This is a genomic window from Alicyclobacillus dauci (assembly GCF_026651605.1).
In the GTDB taxonomy this organism is placed as follows: domain Bacteria; phylum Bacillota; class Bacilli; order Alicyclobacillales; family Alicyclobacillaceae; genus Alicyclobacillus; species Alicyclobacillus dauci.
The window spans coordinates 3,297,209-3,313,973 of record NZ_CP104064.1 but is presented as its reverse complement, the minus strand read 5'-3'; the positions used below and the strand labels follow the sequence as shown (position 1 = coordinate 3,313,973).

General features: G+C 55.3%; 18 protein-coding genes, 1 pseudogene and 1 riboswitch. Of the genes and pseudogenes, 18 read left to right on the top strand and 1 reads right to left on the bottom strand.

Annotated features, from left to right (window positions below):
* Positions 1 to 115: 115 nt before the first annotated feature.
* From NZD86_RS16800 to hisIE, 8 genes are read left to right on the top strand one after another with little or no spacing between them, the layout of a single operon-like run.
* Positions 116 to 1,177, top strand: a complete 1,062-nt coding sequence (locus NZD86_RS16800) for an ATP phosphoribosyltransferase regulatory subunit (protein ID WP_268043203.1) — start codon at positions 116 to 118, stop codon at positions 1,175 to 1,177.
* Positions 1,171 to 1,815 carry an ATP phosphoribosyltransferase gene (gene hisG, locus NZD86_RS16795; RefSeq protein ID WP_268043202.1) on the top strand — a complete coding sequence of 215 codons (645 nt, stop codon included), beginning with the start codon at positions 1,171 to 1,173 and terminating at the stop codon, positions 1,813 to 1,815. Before NZD86_RS16800 ends, hisG begins: the two co-directional genes overlap by 7 nt.
* Positions 1,815 to 3,104 carry a histidinol dehydrogenase gene (gene hisD / locus NZD86_RS16790; protein WP_407655265.1) on the top strand — a complete coding sequence of 430 codons (1,290 nt, stop codon included), beginning with the start codon at positions 1,815 to 1,817 and terminating at the stop codon, positions 3,102 to 3,104. The genes hisG and hisD overlap by 1 nt, the downstream gene beginning before the upstream one ends.
* Entirely contained in the window at positions 3,097 to 3,744 is a 648-nt protein-coding gene (gene hisB, locus NZD86_RS16785) for an imidazoleglycerol-phosphate dehydratase HisB (RefSeq protein ID WP_268043200.1), read from the top strand. Before hisD ends, hisB begins: the two co-directional genes overlap by 8 nt.
* Positions 3,741 to 4,406, top strand: coding sequence for an imidazole glycerol phosphate synthase subunit HisH (hisH, locus tag NZD86_RS16780; protein ID WP_268043199.1), 666 nt, complete (start codon positions 3,741 to 3,743; stop codon positions 4,404 to 4,406). The genes hisB and hisH overlap by 4 nt, the downstream gene beginning before the upstream one ends.
* Entirely contained in the window at positions 4,403 to 5,155 is a 753-nt protein-coding gene (gene hisA / locus NZD86_RS16775; protein WP_268043198.1) for a 1-(5-phosphoribosyl)-5-[(5-phosphoribosylamino)methylideneamino]imidazole-4-carboxamide isomerase, read from the top strand. The genes hisH and hisA overlap by 4 nt, the downstream gene beginning before the upstream one ends.
* Complete coding sequence (gene hisF / locus NZD86_RS16770) at positions 5,149 to 5,922, top strand: imidazole glycerol phosphate synthase subunit HisF (RefSeq protein WP_268043197.1); 774 nt, start codon at positions 5,149 to 5,151, stop codon at positions 5,920 to 5,922. The genes hisA and hisF overlap by 7 nt, the downstream gene beginning before the upstream one ends.
* Entirely contained in the window at positions 5,907 to 6,701 is a 795-nt protein-coding gene (gene hisIE / locus NZD86_RS16765; RefSeq protein WP_268043196.1) for a bifunctional phosphoribosyl-AMP cyclohydrolase/phosphoribosyl-ATP diphosphatase HisIE, read from the top strand. Before hisF ends, hisIE begins: the two co-directional genes overlap by 16 nt.
* Positions 6,702 to 6,832: 131 nt before the next feature.
* Here the strand turns inward: hisIE and NZD86_RS16760 are convergent.
* A pseudogene (locus tag NZD86_RS16760) lies at positions 6,833 to 7,673 on the bottom strand (aldo/keto reductase).
* Between the two features lie 165 nt (positions 7,674 to 7,838).
* Here NZD86_RS16760 and NZD86_RS16755 point away from each other — a divergent pair.
* The 10 genes from NZD86_RS16755 (at position 7,839) to NZD86_RS16710 (ending at position 16,251) form a co-directional block, all read left to right on the top strand.
* Positions 7,839 to 8,423 (top strand): RNA polymerase sigma factor, encoded by a 585-nt coding sequence (locus NZD86_RS16755; protein ID WP_268043195.1) that lies wholly within the window; start codon positions 7,839 to 7,841, stop codon positions 8,421 to 8,423.
* On the top strand, positions 8,420 to 8,851 hold the full coding sequence (locus tag NZD86_RS16750; protein WP_268043194.1) for an anti-sigma factor family protein: 432 nt from the start codon (positions 8,420 to 8,422) through the stop codon (positions 8,849 to 8,851). The genes NZD86_RS16755 and NZD86_RS16750 overlap by 4 nt, the downstream gene beginning before the upstream one ends.
* Positions 8,852 to 8,873: 22 nt before the next feature.
* Positions 8,874 to 9,365 carry a hypothetical protein gene (locus tag NZD86_RS16745; RefSeq protein ID WP_268043193.1) on the top strand — a complete coding sequence of 164 codons (492 nt, stop codon included), beginning with the start codon at positions 8,874 to 8,876 and terminating at the stop codon, positions 9,363 to 9,365.
* Positions 9,366 to 9,371: 6 nt separating this feature from the next.
* Positions 9,372 to 9,569, top strand: coding sequence for a hypothetical protein (locus NZD86_RS16740; RefSeq protein ID WP_268043192.1), 198 nt, complete (start codon positions 9,372 to 9,374; stop codon positions 9,567 to 9,569).
* Positions 9,570 to 9,611: 42 nt separating this feature from the next.
* A complete protein-coding gene (locus NZD86_RS16735; RefSeq protein ID WP_268043191.1) occupies positions 9,612 to 10,505 on the top strand; it encodes a DUF4097 family beta strand repeat-containing protein in 894 nt (297 codons plus the stop codon).
* 63 nt (positions 10,506 to 10,568) lie between these two features.
* Positions 10,569 to 11,564 carry a DMT family transporter gene (locus NZD86_RS16730; RefSeq protein WP_268043190.1) on the top strand — a complete coding sequence of 332 codons (996 nt, stop codon included), beginning with the start codon at positions 10,569 to 10,571 and terminating at the stop codon, positions 11,562 to 11,564.
* 108 nt (positions 11,565 to 11,672) lie between these two features.
* Positions 11,673 to 11,954: a hypothetical protein gene (locus NZD86_RS16725; protein ID WP_268043189.1), complete on the top strand. Its 282-nt coding sequence runs from the start codon at positions 11,673 to 11,675 to the stop codon at positions 11,952 to 11,954.
* A 94-nt stretch (positions 11,955 to 12,048) separates the two neighbouring features.
* Positions 12,049 to 13,014, top strand: a complete 966-nt coding sequence (gene glpX, locus NZD86_RS16720) for a class II fructose-bisphosphatase (RefSeq protein ID WP_268043188.1) — start codon at positions 12,049 to 12,051, stop codon at positions 13,012 to 13,014.
* A gap of 70 nt (positions 13,015 to 13,084) precedes the next feature.
* A riboswitch (TPP riboswitch) is annotated at positions 13,085 to 13,192 on the top strand.
* A gap of 111 nt (positions 13,193 to 13,303) precedes the next feature.
* The gene (locus tag NZD86_RS16715; RefSeq protein ID WP_268043187.1) at positions 13,304 to 13,876 is read left to right on the top strand and encodes an ECF transporter S component; all 573 of its coding nucleotides are present in this window, start codon (positions 13,304 to 13,306) and stop codon (positions 13,874 to 13,876) included.
* Entirely contained in the window at positions 13,873 to 16,251 is a 2,379-nt protein-coding gene (locus tag NZD86_RS16710; RefSeq protein WP_268043186.1) for an ATP-binding cassette domain-containing protein, read from the top strand. The genes NZD86_RS16715 and NZD86_RS16710 overlap by 4 nt, the downstream gene beginning before the upstream one ends.
* Positions 16,252 to 16,765: the final 514 nt, after the last annotated feature.

Genomic DNA, 16,765 nt, shown 5'->3' with positions numbered 1-16,765 from the left:
GTCGTGGAAGTGAAGCAAACCGCAAGTGAGAGAGGCAAATGGCAAGTACGATTCAGAGTACTGTCTTAGCCGTGTTGGCGTAGTACAAATTCATCGTGAGTGATGTGGTGATACAGTGGGTGTAAATATCGTACCGAGTTTCGCAGATAGACCGATGGGTATGCAGGATGGTTATCCCGATTTTGCGAAGCGTCGGAGACATATTGAGTCGGGGCTGATCGATTTTTTTGATAAAGCCGGGTATGAACTCGTCTCCAGCGGCGCCTTTGAGTATGTTGAGACCTTGCTTCGGGCTCGTCCCGTCGAGGCAGCGAGAGACTGGGTGCAGTTGTTTGATGGTGGTGGAAATACCATTGCACTCCGGCCGGAGATGACGCCGTCGATTGCTCGCATGGCCGCACCGCTCGTGTCTGTAGGGAAACTGCCCATTCGCTGGTGCTATGCGGAGCGTGTCTATCGTCGCACGAATGATCCCGCGTCGCTGTCCTGGGCCAGTGGGAAGGCGGCGGAGTCGACACAGGTTGGCATCGAACTCATCGGCGAAGCAGGTCATCAGTCGGACGCCGACATGTTGGCATTGTGCCACGAGGCAGCTTTGGCCATTGGACTGTCGGATACGCAGATAGTCGTCAGTCATGCCAGATTTGTACCGGCCCTGCTTCGCGCGCTTGGTATTGCAGAAGACGGTATCCCGCGCTTGCTGAATTGTCTCACCAGTGGGGATTACGTGGCATTTACGAGTTTGCTCCCGCTGTCCATATCGATTGACGTGCTCAGTGTCCTTCAGCAACTGACACCGTTCTCGTCTACTGGATTAGACGGGATTATTCCGGAGTCGGCGTGGTTGGACGAAGCGGCACGGGGCGAAGTGCTCCATGCGTGGCAAACGCTTCGCACGTTGGCTATCGCCGTGGAGGAAAGAGGACTGACAGATTACCTCACGTTCGATCTCACTCTTCACCGGGACATCACCTATTACACGGGATTGGTGTTTGAAATGTTTGCACCTGGTGTCGGAGCGCCCATCGCACAAGGTGGACGTTACGACGATTTGTTGGAGCAGTTCGGTGCGTCCGCACCGGCCATTGGACTTGCATTTGAGGTCGAACGAGTGATGGCCGTCTTGCGGGCCGCTACGCATGAAACGGATGACGAGGGAGGGACGGGAGCATGTTGACCATTGCCCTTGCCAAGGGGCGTACCGTGGATGATCTCTTGCCCATGTGGCGTGATGCAGGTATCCCGTTGCCGCCGGACATGGATGACAGTCGAGCGTTGGTCTTTGAAGTGGACTCACCATTTGGTACAGTCCTTCGCTACTTACTGGCTAAGCCTGCTGATGTTCCGACGTACGTGAGTTACGGTGTCGCAGATCTCGGTGTGGTGGGGAAGGATGTTTTACTTGAACAGCAGAAGGAAATGTACGAATTGCTCGATCTCCAAGTCGCCAAATGCCGCTTGTGCGTAGCCGGACTGCCAGCGGATAAGACGCGTCGGCCTGAACGCGTGGCAACCAAGTATCCGAAGTTGGCAGACGCATACTTTCGGGGTCAGGGACAGTCGATTGAGATCGTGCCATTGTCGGGGTCGATTGAATTGGCGAGTGTGATTGGGCTAACGGATCGGATTTTTGATTTGGTTCAGACGGGATCGACACTCAAGGCGAACGGGCTGGAAGTGTTCGACTCCGTTCACGATATCTCGGCTCGGCTGGTGGCCAACCGGTCAAGCTACCGCATGAAACATCGGTGGATCGTTGAAATGACCGAGCGGTTGAAGCGAGTTATCCCGGGGGGAAGGCGGCACAGAATATGATGCGAATCGTTGAACTAGAGGAATTTGAGTGGCAGCGGACACCATCAACAGCACTTGATGCGGCTGTCCGTGTGGATGAAATCATTCGGGACGTACGTCAGCGGGGTGATGCCGCGTTGAGGCACTGGACGACAACGCTCGATGGGGTTGCGTCGGCGAACGACGAAGCTTTCTCGTTTCGCGTCCCAACTGGTGAACTGGAGGCGGCGTACCACGCGCTGTCGACGGAGACCCGGGAGGCCTTACAGGCGGCGGCGGATCGGATTCGGACGTTCCATGAAGCCCAGTGGCCGGAGGACTTTACACTTTATGGCGATCACGGCGAACAACTCGGCATGGTGTGGCGGGCCTTACGACGTGTTGGCGTCTATGCGCCTGGGGGCCGCGGTGCGTATCCGTCAACGGTGTTGATGGACGTCATTCCCGCTCAAGTCGCCGGCGTTCGTTCCATTGCTTTGATGTCACCGCCAGGGCCGGACGGGTTGCCCCATCAAGATGTCCTGGCCGCGGCGTATTTGCTCGGCGTCGACGAGGTGTATCGTGTGGGCGGTGCGCAGGCCATCGCGGCACTCGCATACGGGACACCATCGATTCCGAAGGTGGACAAGATTGTCGGTCCGGGAAATTTGTATGTCGCCTTGTCCAAGAAGCAGGTCATGGGGGACGTTGGCATCGACAGCATTGCGGGCCCGAGTGAAGTGTTCATCGTGGCCGACGAGAATGCGGACGCTCGTTTCGTCGCAGCTGACATGTTGGCGCAGGCGGAACACGATGTCGAAGCTGGAGCACTTTGCGTCAGCAATTCGAGAGCCCTACTCCAAGCGGTTGCGGTCGAATTGGAGGCGCAACTGGCTACCTTGCCGCGGCGGGAGATCGCGGCCGAGGCACTGAATCGTTGGGGCGCGTTGGTGAAAGTGGATCGCCTGGAGGATGCCATCCAGTTGCTCAACCGCGTCGCACCTGAGCACGTGGAAGTCCTGGCGGACGAGCCGGAGCGATTTTTGCCGGATATCCAATTTGCCGGAGCCGTATTCCTCGGGGGGTACACGCCGGAACCGGTGGGCGATTATTACGCTGGGTCAAACCACGTGTTGCCCACGCACGGCAGCGCGAGGTACGCGAGTGGGCTCGGTGTGCACGACTTTTTGCGGCGGATGAGCGTCGTGGCGTACTCGGCTGATACGCTTCGGGCCCACACGGATCACATTGTGACACTCGCTAGGGCGGAATCGCTCGAAGCGCACGCACGAGCTGTACTGGTGCGAAGGGAGGCGGACAACCGTGGCTGATGAGCAGCGCAACAACCAACAAACGGACCGGAGTCAAGGACAGAATCCAGATGGCCCAACATTTCAATCGACGGTCACGCGGGAAACGGGTGAAACGGGTATTCACCTAGAGTTGAACCTACACGGTACGGGGCAAACAAAGCTCGACTTCCCAGTGCCATTTTTGCGCCACATGCTGCACCTGTTCGCTGTCCACGGCCAGTTCGATCTCACTGTGGAAGCGGACGGAGACATCGACGTTGACGATCACCACCTCGTCGAAGACATCGGCCTCTGCCTGGGGAAGGCCATTTCTCAGGCTCTCGGCAACAAGGTCGGGATTCGCCGCTACGGAGAACGGCACACACCCATGGACGAGACCCTCGCACGCTGCGTGCTCGATCTGTCGGGGCGGCCGGCATTCAGGCTGTTGGCGTCGTTTACAAATGAGCGCATTGGATCGTTCCCGACGGAACTCGTATCCGAGTTCTTTAAATCCGTGGCAAACGAAGGCAGAATGGCGCTTCATTTAGCCATCTTGTACGGCGAGAACAATCACCATATGGTGGAAGGCCTGTTCAAAGCCATGGGTGCGGCCTTGCGGCAGTCAGTCGAACTGTCTGGTGGCGGGGTGCCGAGCAGTAAGGGGGTTCTGGAGTGATCGCGATATTGGATTCGGGAGTCAGCAATTTGTCGAGCGTTCGAAATGGCTTCTTGCGCGCAGAAACGGAGACAGTTGTCGTGCGCGGGGCGGACGATTGGGAGCGGATCACAAGAGAAGCGCCCGACAGTATATCCGGCGTCATTCTGCCGGGTGTCGGCGCCTACGGGGATGCCATGTTCCATCTGCGCGCCGTCGGGCTTAACTCGGTGATTCGCCAAATTGCTCGCGAGGGCAGGCCGTTGCTCGGCATCTGCCTCGGCATGCAACTCCTCTTTACTTCCAGTTTTGAACACGGTCGGAACATGGGTATTGGACTCTTACCTGGCGATGTCGTGCGATTTGGCGGCGGCGTGAAAGTGCCGCATATGGGGTGGAATTCGCTCGACAAAGTCGACTCCAGTCATCCCCTGCTGGCGGGCGTGTCGGTTGGCGACTACGTCTATTTCGTCCACTCGTATCACGTGGATCCAGGTACGCATGACTACGTTCTCGCTTCGTCGACGTACGGTGGTGTCGAAGTTCCAGCCGTCGTAGGTCGCCGCAACGTTATGGGTGCACAGTTCCACCCGGAGAAGAGTGGCGAAGTGGGCGAGCAGATTCTTCGCAACTTTGTCCGACTGTCTGCGAAGTGGCAGGCGGGAGAGGAGATGGCTTTGTGACTGCAGCAAGATTTGTACTTTACCCGGCCATCGACATTCTCGGCGGGCGGTGCGTGCGGCTATTCAAGGGTGACTACGCGGCAAAAACAGAGTATAGCGAGGATCCAGTTGCCGTGGCGCGGCAGTGGTGTGAGAGTGGTGCAACGTTTCTGCACGTTGTCGATCTCGACGGCGCCAAGCAAGGCCAAAGCGTCAACCGCGACGTTATCGAGGGCATCGTGGAAGCAGCGAAGTCGTACGGTGCACAGGTGGAAGTAGGTGGCGGCATTCGCACGAGCGACGCCATCGAAGATTGGTTGGCGTGCGGTGTGGCGCGCGTCGTGATCGGAACGGCATCGCGAAATGTCGAGCAAATGGCTGTATGGGTGTCGGAGTTTGGGGCGGATCGCTTGGTGGCGGGACTGGACGGCCGTGACGGAAAGTTGGCGGTGGATGGGTGGATCGAACAGACGGACACACCCATCTTGGAGTTGGCTAAGGCCTTGTACGAAGCCGGCGTTCGTCACGCGCTGGTGACCGACGTCGAACGGGACGGCACGCTTTCGGGAGCCAACTTGGACCTCGCCGCGTCGGTCGAAGGCATCGGTCTACACGCGATTGCATCGGGCGGCATCCGCGATGAGGAGGACGTCATCGCGGCCATGCAACGGGGAATCAGCGGCGCAGTTGCGGGCAAGTCACTGTACGCTGGCAAGCTTGATTTAAAGCGCGTCTTGACGCGTCTTGCTGAGGGGGAACGCACATGCTGACGAAGCGCATTGTTCCTTGTTTTGACGTTTTGGATGGTCGAGTCGTCAAGCATGTTGGATTTTTAAACGACAGGCGGGACGCCGGAAACCCGGTGGAACTCGCCAAACTGTACTGCGAACAAGGAGCCGACGAACTAGTCCTGCTCGACATTTCCGCGTCCGAAGAAGGCCGCGTTGCCACAAGGCGTGTTGTTGAGCAGGTGGCGGCACAGACGAACATCCCCCTCACCGTCGGTGGCGGCGTGTCGTCCGTGGACGACGTGGGTGACTTGCTTCTCGCAGGGGCCGATAAGGTCTCCATCAACACGGGTGCAGTACGCAACCCAACACTGGTCAAAGAAGCTGCACACCGATTCGGGGAGCAGTGTATTGTCGTCGCTATCGACGCCAATTTGAACGAGACGATGGGCGAATACGAGGTCATGGTTAAAGGCGGCAAAGTTGGGACGGGGACGGACGTTATCGAATGGGCTCGCCGCGTCGAGAAGCTCGGCGCAGGTGAGATTCTTTTGACGAGTTTTCGTCAGGATGGCACGCGAGACGGATTCGACATCCAGCTGACCAAGTCGGTCGCTTCGGCGGTCAACATTCCGGTCATTGCCAGTGGTGGTGCAGGGAAAAAGGAACACTTCTACGATGTACTGACGGACGGCCAAGCGGATGCGGCGCTCGCTGCGAGCGTCTTCCATTTCGCGGAGACGGGCATCCGCGAAGTGAAGGCGCATTGCCGAGGGCGGGGGGTACCCATTCGATGGACATACCAATGACGAAGGAAACGGTCGATCTATCACTGGTACGCTACGATTCAACGACGGGACTTGTCCCCGTTGTCGTTCAAGACGCGGAGACGGGTCAGGTGTTGATGGTCGCGTACGCCAATCGAGAGGCCCTAAAGCGGACACTGGCGACGCAGCAGGCGTGGTTTTGGAGCAGGTCCCGTCAGTCGTATTGGCACAAAGGTGCTACGTCTGGGAACGTTCAGCACATCGTGGATGTGCGCATGGACTGCGATGGGGATACGGTGCTTTATCTCGTCCGCCCGGATGGCCCCGCCTGCCACACGGGCGAAACGAGCTGCTTTTATCGCAGTGTCTCGCACAACGAAACGGAGCCCGTCGCAGTAGATGTGCACAGCGAAGGCAATGCCGCTTTGGAGTCGGCTCGCGAGGCTGGCGACAGGACACGGATAACAACTCTGCATGAGGTAGGGGAACGTTCTGCAGAAGATGATAGCTCAAGACTTTTGGAATCTGCGGACTTCGAGACGTTGGTTCGCCTCTGGCAGGTGATTGACAGCCGGTTTCGAGAGCGCCCGGAAGGCTCATATACGACGTACTTATTCGCGCATGGTACGGAGAAGATCGGCAAGAAAGTCGGTGAAGAAGCGGTTGAAGTGGCGCTTGCCTCGCTTCGATCCGAATTGACCGGCGAGCCAGGGACAGTCGCCAGTGAGTCCGCCGATTTGCTCTATCATTTGCTCGCATTGTGGCGTGCGGTCGGCGTGCAGCCACAAGATGTGTTGCAAGCGTTGGCCGATAGAAGTTGAATGTTATATCGTACAAAAATGACGTACCGATGTGGATGACATTGGTACGTCATTTTTGTTTTGCTTTTAGCTACCGGTGTGCAGTAAATGGGTTCCCTTTTCGTCCGGCTTTCACCGGCGCTTGTACTTCCTTATCTGCTTAACGCTTGCATGCCTGCTTCTGGGTACCGTGTTCCCGCGGCTACTCCCTTCGGTGCAACTTCGTCAATTGACGCTAGGTCCTCTTTGGTCAGTTTGACATCTAAGGCACCAAGGTTGTCCTCCAAGTACTTGCGGCGCTTCGTTCCCGGAATGGGAACAATGTCGTCGCCGAGCGCCAACAGCCAGGCAAGCGCCAACTGGGCTGGGGTACAGGATTTTTCTTTGGCCAATTCCTCGATTTTATGTACGAGGTCCAAATTCTTCTGGAAGTTCTCCCCTTGGAATCGCGGCGAATGGCGGCGGTAGTCGTCTTCCGGAAGTTCCTCGAACCGTTTGATTTGCCCTGTCAAGAAGCCTCGGCCGAGTGGGCTGTACGGAACAAAGCCAATGCCAAGTTCACGCACTGTCGGCAGAATTTCGTCTTCCACGTCGCGTGACCAGAGCGAATATTCCGTTTGCAGGGCCGTTATGGGGTGAACGCGGTGAGCTCGGCGAATGGTTTCTGCGCCTGCTTCGGATAAACCGAGGTAGCGAACCTTGCCCGCTTGGACCAAATCAGCCATGGCGCCCACTGTCTCTTCGATGGGGACGGACGGATCGACACGGTGTTGATAGTATAAATCGATGTGATCGATACCGAGACGCTGCAGGCTCTTGTCGGCCGCTTCGCGAACATATTCAGGACGGCCGTTAATGCCCAGCATTTTCCCGTCGGCTGATCGGACATTGCCGAATTTCGTCGCGATTGCTGTAGAAATCAGACATACCCATGCAGCCCAGTCCGATCGCTGAAACTTCAAGCCCTTGTTGTCCTAATTTTCGAAAGTGCATCATTACCCTCCTCATCGAATGGGGTCATACATACAAAAGTTTAGTGGTCCAGACTAGCCAGATGCAAATTTCACGCAACCGTCGTAAAAATTTTTTCGTCTTTATGCAGGGATTGTGGATGGTTGCGTGTCTAATGAATGGAAACAAAAAACGAGGAGGTGAAAGATGCTGCACGATGATGAACGCACGGTTGGCATGCGATTGGCTGAGGAGCGCCTGTTTATCAAACAGGTACAAGAAGGCCAGCAAGAGGCGTATGCACAACTGGTCACGAGACACCAGCAGATGATCTACCGTGTCTGTTTTCAGTTATGCAAGAATCACACCGTTGCCGAAGATTTAACGCAGGACACATTCTTAAAAGCCTACGAATCTATTCATCAGTTCCGTGGGGATGCTTCCTTCTCGACGTGGTTGTATCAAATTGCAACTCGGCTCTGTCTCAACTGGCGTCGCAGGCAGGGCATTGAACGACAGCGTGCAGCATCGGAAGCCGAAGTCACACTTAGCAACATGCCATCCCATGGGTCCGTGGAGCACGACGTGATCGACCGATTTCAACAGCAAGCCATTCATAGTCTTGTTCAAAGCCTGAACCATCCGTATCAAGAAGTCGTGGAACTATTTTACTTTCAGGGGTGGTCATACGAGGAGATAGCGCAAAGCCTTGGCATTTCCGTCAAGACTGTTGAATCAAGGCTCTATCGTGCACGAAATATACTCCGCGAGCAGGGAGGTGTCCTGATATGACGTGTTTTGATGTCGAAAATGCCATGACTGACTATGTTTTAGGTGGATTGGATGAAGACAGGGCAGCACTGGTGACCGAACACATTCAAAGATGTCCGTCATGCTGTGCGTGGTATCAGGATGTTCTTGCCTCAAGCAAGTTTCTGGAACAGGAAACGTTCGATCCGGTAATTGATATCACCGCAAACGTCATGTCGCGTATCGCTGAGATAGATTCACCGAAGACGATCATCATTCCCGTGACGAAGCACAGTACACAACGTAGATGGCGACAGATGATGGTTGCCCACTATGCCATCGCTGCATCCTTGACTTTGATGGTATTTGGATTGGATGGATTTCAGAGGATGGATGCGCGTGTTTTAACGTGGACCGGAATGCTTTCTCACGGACTTCAAGGTCTCATGGCCTGGGCGACCCATATGTAATTGAGATGAGGTGTAGTGACAAGTGTACAAGAGTAAAGCTGTTTCATTTTTTCTCTCCTTTGTACCGGGAGTAGGACACTTATACTTAGGACTTCAGCAGCGGGGACTGGCGCTCATGGGAAGTGCATTTCTTTGCATTGTCCTCATGCCGATGTTCCCTTTGATTTTCCCGTTTGTTTTGGCCATGATTTGGTTCTTTGGGCTGTTCGACGCCTTGCAGCAGACGACTGCAATGAACCGGCGCTTCAATCACGCAAGAGGCGACTCGACAGACGACGAAGAAATGATCGTGGATGACCTTCTCCTGTCACCAAGAACAGCCAGTCGTCCGTCGATCCCGTCACTATGGACCGGGATTATCTTTATCGCGGTAGGGATCGTGCTCCTGTTTCACATTCTCTTTCCCCATTTGTGGTCCTGGTTGTCATCGCGACACATCGGTGCTGTGATCCTGGCTCTCGTCATCATCGGTTTCGGTGTGTACTACTTACGGCGGCATTGGCGGGGGGAATAATTCGTCATGAATGAAAAGAAGAAGCGATCCGTTATTGGTTATTTAACACTGTCAGTTGGGCTCATTGCCATTGGACTTTTTATCCTGTTGTTCATATTCCATGTGGGACATCTCCTGTGGGTTGCCTACCTCGGGCCGCTGCTCATCATCCTGTTGGGGCTCGAATGGATTTATGCCACTTATAGGCAGTCTGGACCACGGTGATTGAGCGTTTTAGCTACAGTGTTTGTCATTATTTTGTGTCTTGTGAGTGTGGGTGTTGCGGGGGTCTCGCGACTGAACATTCAGTGGGGGTTGCAAAATTTTACAGGAACACAGTTGGTTCATGCCTTTGCTGGTCCGGAACAACAAGTTCCATTCGATGAGAGCCATTCCGTAGCGGACGGTATCCGAGTCGTGCACATCATGATCCCGAACGGGAAAGTGACGGTCACGGGCGGGGCAACGGGGACCGTCCACGACACAGGTACGTTTTATGCGAAAACAAGTGATGCGTCGTCAGCCAAGAAGATGTGGCAAGAGAACTGGTCTGTGTCTACCAGTGGTGACACGATGACGCTGGCATTAAAAAGGCCATCAGATCAGAATTGGATGGCGTCTGCCGGTATGTATATGACCGTAAACATCAGCATGCCCAAATCACTACATGCGGTTATCGACACGACGAACGCACAGATCCAGGTCGATTCTATTGAAAATGGAGTCGAGGCCAACGCCACGAACGGTGACGTCAAGATCTCGGATGTGAAGGGAAGCGTACAGGTTATTACGACGAATGGCGTCTGTCAGGTCAACCACGCAATGGGTCCTTTGGATGCACAGACGACAAACGGGCTCATCACTGTCAAAGAGGTGTCGGGGTCGGTTCAACTACACACGACCAACGGGAAAATCAGCCTAGACTCTTCTACTGTGGGCGGCAATTGGACCATCGCTACGACAAACGGTCCCATCGACGTGGGGCTCCCGACGAGTGCTGACCTATCGCTGCAAGCCTCGACCGACAATGGCGGCTTCAACGGGAACGTTGCGTGGCAGAAACAAGGGAAACATCACGCTACCTGTGTATTGGGTGATGGCCGTTTCCAAGGGGTATTCAGCACCACCAACGGTCCGATCTCAGTATCTACGAATTCATAACTGCGCTCCCAATTTCCAGTTGGCAATCGGGCGTAAACGTCGTAGGATGGGTGCAGACCATAAGTGGAGGCCACAGCACTGTTGAAGACACCGAAGTGGATGTTACTTGTCCTGCTCCTGATTGCCAACTTAATCTGGTCAGGAAGTTTCCCAGCAACGAGCATCGCAACCAACTGGATGAGTCCAACACTCCTGTCAACAGTCCGCCTGCTCATTGGTGGACTTGTTCTATTTCCTTTTGTTGTCCGCGCGAGACGGCGTAACAGGGAGGCGCTATCCGCCGTCGCGGTGATGAAAAGCGCCGTGCTCGGTGTCATTGGTTTTACTCTCCCTTTGACTTTGGAGACATTCGGCATTCATGTGTCGTCGCCAGCGTTGGGCGCTGTCTCCATTGCCTTGGAACCGCTGCTCACCGTTTTCCTTACTTCCGTCGTATACCGCCAGCGTCTCGGCGTCCATAAACGGTTGGCGATGGGAATCGCGGCGGTCGGCGCATATGTGATCGCTGGCTGTCCGAGACCGGGATTCGCCGGCTATATGTTAGGTGATATACTCCTTCTGCTCGCCGTTCTGTGTTACGCGACATACAATTCCCTGTCCTCGCGTATGACACAGAATATCCCCGCCACAGCCGCCACGTCCATCATGTTGTTGGCCGGTTTTGTAGGGTGCGTTCCTCTGTGGGTGCTGAGTGGTGCTACGATTCCCCATCATGTCGCAGATGGCCCACTTGTCGCCCTGTTGTACTTGTCATTGTTGGCAACGGCCGGCGCCTATTTGATCTGGTTGTTCGTGCTTCAGGATCAAGACGTGTCCAGTGCCGCGATCTCGCTGTACCTCCAGTCCATTTTCGGCGTTTTGTTATCCGTTCTCATTGTTCACACTCGTCCGTCTTGGTTCTTTTACACTGGCGCGGCGATGATTCTAGCCGGGTTGTACCTTGGCAAAAATGAACCGCGTTCAATTCAAGAGGCGGATCGGCGCAACAAGGACCGCTTGATCAGTCCTACCCGAGATAGTCTTGTTGACGACGTTCCGGGAGAAGTCACCGCGGAATAGTCAGTACAGCTTCCCTTTGTTAAAACGCCTTGTCTATATGCCGTGTACCCGACTTGCACATAGATTCCCTATGCACCGACATAATAAGCGTCTAGGACGGTGATAGAAGTGGCACGGGTTGAACGGCGAATTTCCCTTGAGCGTATCGGCCGACAGACGGCAGAATCAATATTGGCCAGCGTGTCCGCAGAGAATGACTCTGTGCTATGGCTGACCGACGAAAACGAAGACATTTGTGGCGCTGTGTTGTCACGGGAGTCTGCGAGAAACCTGGCTCACTCGTGGGGTGTCTCCACGTCCGTGAGAACTGGCGGATCGACGACGTCGAGCTCCACGTTAAGTGAAACCTTAACCGGAGAGGACATCTCCTTTTCGGGGCCACAGGCGTAACCCTCATCTGTCGGGACGTATCGGGTCCCGAACGAGTCGGAGTGTGATAAAATAAGGGTGTGGAACTTGACGCTTAATTGATGGGGGTTACGTCGTGGAACGCGAGTTAGCGATGGAGATCGTCCGCGTAACGGAATTTGCCGCGCTGAAGAGTGCACGGTGGATGGGACGAGGACAAAAGAACGAAGCGGATGGTGCCGCGACGGAAGCGATGCGGAGAATGTTTGACACCGTATCGATGGACGGCACGGTTGTCATTGGTGAGGGCGAGATGGACGAAGCCCCTATGCTTTACATTGGCGAACGACTGGGTCTCGGCGTCGCACCGGAAGTGGATGTCGCAGTCGATCCGCTAGAGGGCACAGACATTGTCGCCACTGGTCAACCAAATGCCATCACGGTTGTGGCGGTCGCCCCTAAGGGCTGTCTACTGCATGCCCCAGACATGTATATGGAGAAAATTGCAGTGGGACCGAAAGCCAAAGGCAAAGTGAGTTTAGGCAAGTCTGTAAGAGAAAATCTAGAGGCTGTGGCGGAGGCGAACCACAAGGACATCTCTGACGTGGTTGCCGTCATTCTCGATAGACCGAGACATGAGAAACTGATAGCAGAAGTCCGCGATGCTGGGGCGCGAATCAAACTGATTCCGGCAGGGGACGTTGCGGCTGCCATACATACTGCATTTCCCGACAGGGGTGTCGACATCCTGTTTGGCTCTGGTGGCGCGCCGGAAGGAGTCCTCGCGGCATGTGCGTTGAAGTGCCTGGGCGGCGATATCCAAGGCCGCTTGTTGCCAGAAGACGAAGCGCAGCGCCAAAGGTGCATTGAGATGGGTATCACGGACCTCAACCATATTCTCACGTTAGACGATATGGTGCGGGGCGACGATGCCATTTTCTCCGCAACTGGCGTGACGGATGGCGACATTTTAGATGGCGTTCGTATGCTCTCGAAAACAAGGGCACGGACGCAATCCATTGTCATGCGAGCGAAAACGGGCACGGTCCGTTTTGTCGAGGCGTATCATAACCTACAGCGGAAACACGGTTGGGAAGACTGAGGGACAGGCCACCCGTTGCGGGAAGACGATACGAGTGGTACACTTTGCGTGACAATTGAATTGACGTGAAGAGGGGCGCTAGGGGTGCCGACAATGGCTGAGAGGCAACGATTTTGTTGCTAACCCTTTCGGACTCGACCTGGATAATACCAGCGGGAGGAAGTGCCCATCGACAATACAGCAGCACCCTTTTCACATGTCTTGTGCAGGGTGCTGTTTTTGTGTTGTCTATGGATCAAATTCCTGGTCTGTTTCGATGCCCACTCCTCACCATTTAGGAGGAATATGAATGGCGCGTTGGAAGCTAAGAGATGTCATTATCATGGTCGTTTTAGCAATCGTCTCGGGTGCACTGTATAAGGTATGGGATATCCTCTATACGTTTATCCCGGCCGTGTCTGTCGCAGGTCAGGCAGCGATGAATGGTCTTTGGATGATCGCGTCGGTCATTGTCGCATACATCATTCGTCGTCCAGGTGCGGCATTGCTTGCGGAACTCGTCGCTGCATCCGTCGAGTTGGTCCTAGGTGGACAATGGGGACTCTCGAACTTGACAGCTGGACTTCTGCAAGGCACTGGAGCCGAGATCGGATTCATTCTATTTCTCTATCGACGCTATAACTTATCGAGCTGCATGTTGTCTGGGGCCCTCGCGGGCCTAGGCAGCGTGGTCCAATGGTATTTCCAATACGGCGGTGACAAGATGAGCGCCGGAAACATTGTTTTGTATCTCATTGTCACGCTTGTCAGTGGAGCTGTCTTGGGCGGCTATTTGCCAAAACTCGTCGGTGACGCCCTGAACCGTGCTGGTGTGGTGCGCAACTATGCCATCGCACGCGAGGCGAAGGCGATGACGCAATGAACGGGATCGAAAAGACAAAACCGACGATCATGAGATCGCCGGTTGTCTCGTTGGACGATGTTTCAGTGATTTACCAGGGCGATGATAAGCCGATCATCAAAAACTGTACACTGCAGATTGGCAAGGGTGAAACGGTGCTCGTCGTCGGCCCAAGCGGCAGTGGCAAAAGCACGTTGGCGATGGCCGTGGCCGGCCTCATTCCTCGATCCGTCGACGGTGTCGTCCAGGGAGACCTCCATCTTGATGAGTCATTGCGTGTGCCTGGGCAGATCGGTTACGTCTTCCAAGATCCTGACGCTCAGTTTTGCATGCTGACCGTGGAAGACGAAGTGGCTTTTGGCCTGGAAAACTTAAATATCCCTCGAAATGAGATGCCGGAGCGGATTCGCAGAGCGCTCGATACGGTCAACCTTGGTCACACACTTCACGAACAGCACGCAACGTTTTCTGGAGGAACGAAGCAAAAACTCGCCATTGCCTCTGCGCTCGCCATGGATGCCGAATTGCTTATTCTCGATGAGCCGACGGCAAACTTGGACCCGCTGTCGACACGCCAAATCTACGAGCTCATTGTCAAACTTCGTTCCTCAGGGCAAACCATGCTCGTGATTGAACATAAGTACGAGCCGTTACTCCCGTATGTGGACAAGGTTGTCGCATTCAATGAGCACGGGGAAATCGACACCATCTGTTCCGGATCAGACTGGTTACACCACCGTTCCAAGCCTGTCGAAAGGGCATCTATTGGCCGTAAACGGACCGAGGGCCAGGCGACAGGTAGGACGACGGGCCTGGTTGTCGATGCGGTTCCCGTCGTTCAATTGGATCATGTCGGCTTGAAGTACGGGTCGAAACGCATTTGGCACGACGTTTCCATGCGGCTGTACGGCGGGGAGTGGGTCGCCATTGTCGGGCCAAATGGAGCTGGAAAGTCGAGTCTCATTGAAGTGATGGCGGGACTCATCAAGCCGGATCAGGGATCTGTGCGACTGGCGGATCGACTCGTTCATCAAATTCCGGCTCGTGAGCGCTATGAGTCGATGGCATTCGGTTTCCAAAATCCAGAATACCAGTTTCTTTTCGAACGAGTCGGCGACGAAATGGCTGGGCGCATCGTCGGCGATGACGTTCCAGCGGATGTCCTCCGCTCACTCGAAGAGTTCGGATTACAGGACCATGCGGGCGATTCCCCGTACGCACTGAGTCAGGGGCAGAAACGTCGTCTCGCCGTGGGCGTGATGATGCGTGATGATCATGACGTTTACCTCTTCGACGAGCCGACTTACGGTCAGGACGAACTGTCTGAAGCCGTGATCCTGTCGCGGCTTGACCTGTTGCGTGGCGAAGGAAAGACCATCGTCACTGTCACACACGACATGGATATGGTGAGGCGATTTGCGTCCCGAGTTATCGTCCTGGCTGACGGCGGTATCATTTTTGATGGTGACGTAGGGGCGTTGTTCACACGTGAAGACGTGCTCGTTCGTGCTCACTTGTTGGACGACACGCGTGAGATTGCTATTGACCGATCCACCGCGAATCGTTCTCGTCCGCAGGCTCAACAGCGGGGCGCGATGACGTCTGTAGACGACGGCAAGCGTCTAGAATCACATGACGCCCGTAGACCTGGAGTGCCTATGTGGCGTATCCACCCGAGCGTGAAGCTGCTCACACTGCTCGCGATCTCGATAGTCACACTGTTCGCAAACAGCTTCGCACAATTGGGTAGGCTGTGGATTGTCGTGCTCATCATCTCTTTTGGCCTCGGCTGGTGCAGCCCGTGGAAGATGGTGAAACGGCTGTGGCTCATCGTTCTTCTGTACGGTGTGTACGTCTGGACATTCGCCGCCAACGCAGCGATCCCAGCGGGAGCCAAACAGATTGACTGGCTATGGTTCCACATCAGTGCATATGGAATGTGGCAGGGCGTTCTTGTCTCCATCCGTACATTCGCGACCGTCGTCTTAGCCTACGTCTTTTTGGAGACAACGGACGGGACAGATTTTGTCGAGAGCCTCAGTCAAACGTTTAAAGTCACACCGAAACTATCCTATGGCGTGATGGCCGGGACCAGTTTTATCCCGCGATTTCAACGCGAATTGCGGACGTTCCGCTTTGCAAGGCAAGTGAGGGGACGTCAGGGCTGGTGGCTGACGAGGCCAGTTACGTATGCGTTACCGATGCTCAGCCAGTCAATTCGGTTAGGGGAGCGCGTCGCGATCGCCATGGAAGCCCGCGGCTTTTACGACGCGCCGGCACAGCAGTCGACTGCGCGGACGTACTTTCGACGCACGCCTCTATCCGTGTGGGACGGTGTGTTTGCAGTAGGCGCCGTAGCGCTTACGGTTGTTTTGTTTGTGGTACGTGGCCGGTAGGGTGCGGAATGTTGGGGAAGCCTGCAACTCGCTTGCTGCCGCGGCGGGGGCCGGTTTCTCGGCCCCGGTGGAATAAGGGAACTCTAGGACTTTGTTGACGTTGTAGCATGGCACGACAGTGCTGAGAACGCCCTGGGGTTCCCTTGTTGAGCCGATGCTCGGGCCTTCGACGGTTCATTTGACAGGATTAGTGTCTGCCAGTCTCTTATCTTGTCGGGTCACATCACTGGCAGCAGACAAGGGAATAGCGGTCCGCTATGGGCAGGCCCCCGTTTGTCACGATTCCGCCGCGGTGCCGCGGCTTGATCCTGCCTACCTTCACAACCGTCCAGCCGCCCGCAACGACGTCGCCACGCGAATAGCGGAAGTCCGGACCGTTGTTGAACGTGTAGCATGACACGAGAGTACGTACAGCACCCTGGGGTTCCCTTGACGAGTCGATTTTCGGGCCTTCGACGGCCCATTTGCCCTGATTAGTGCCTGCCAGTCTCTTATCTTGTCGGGTGACATCACT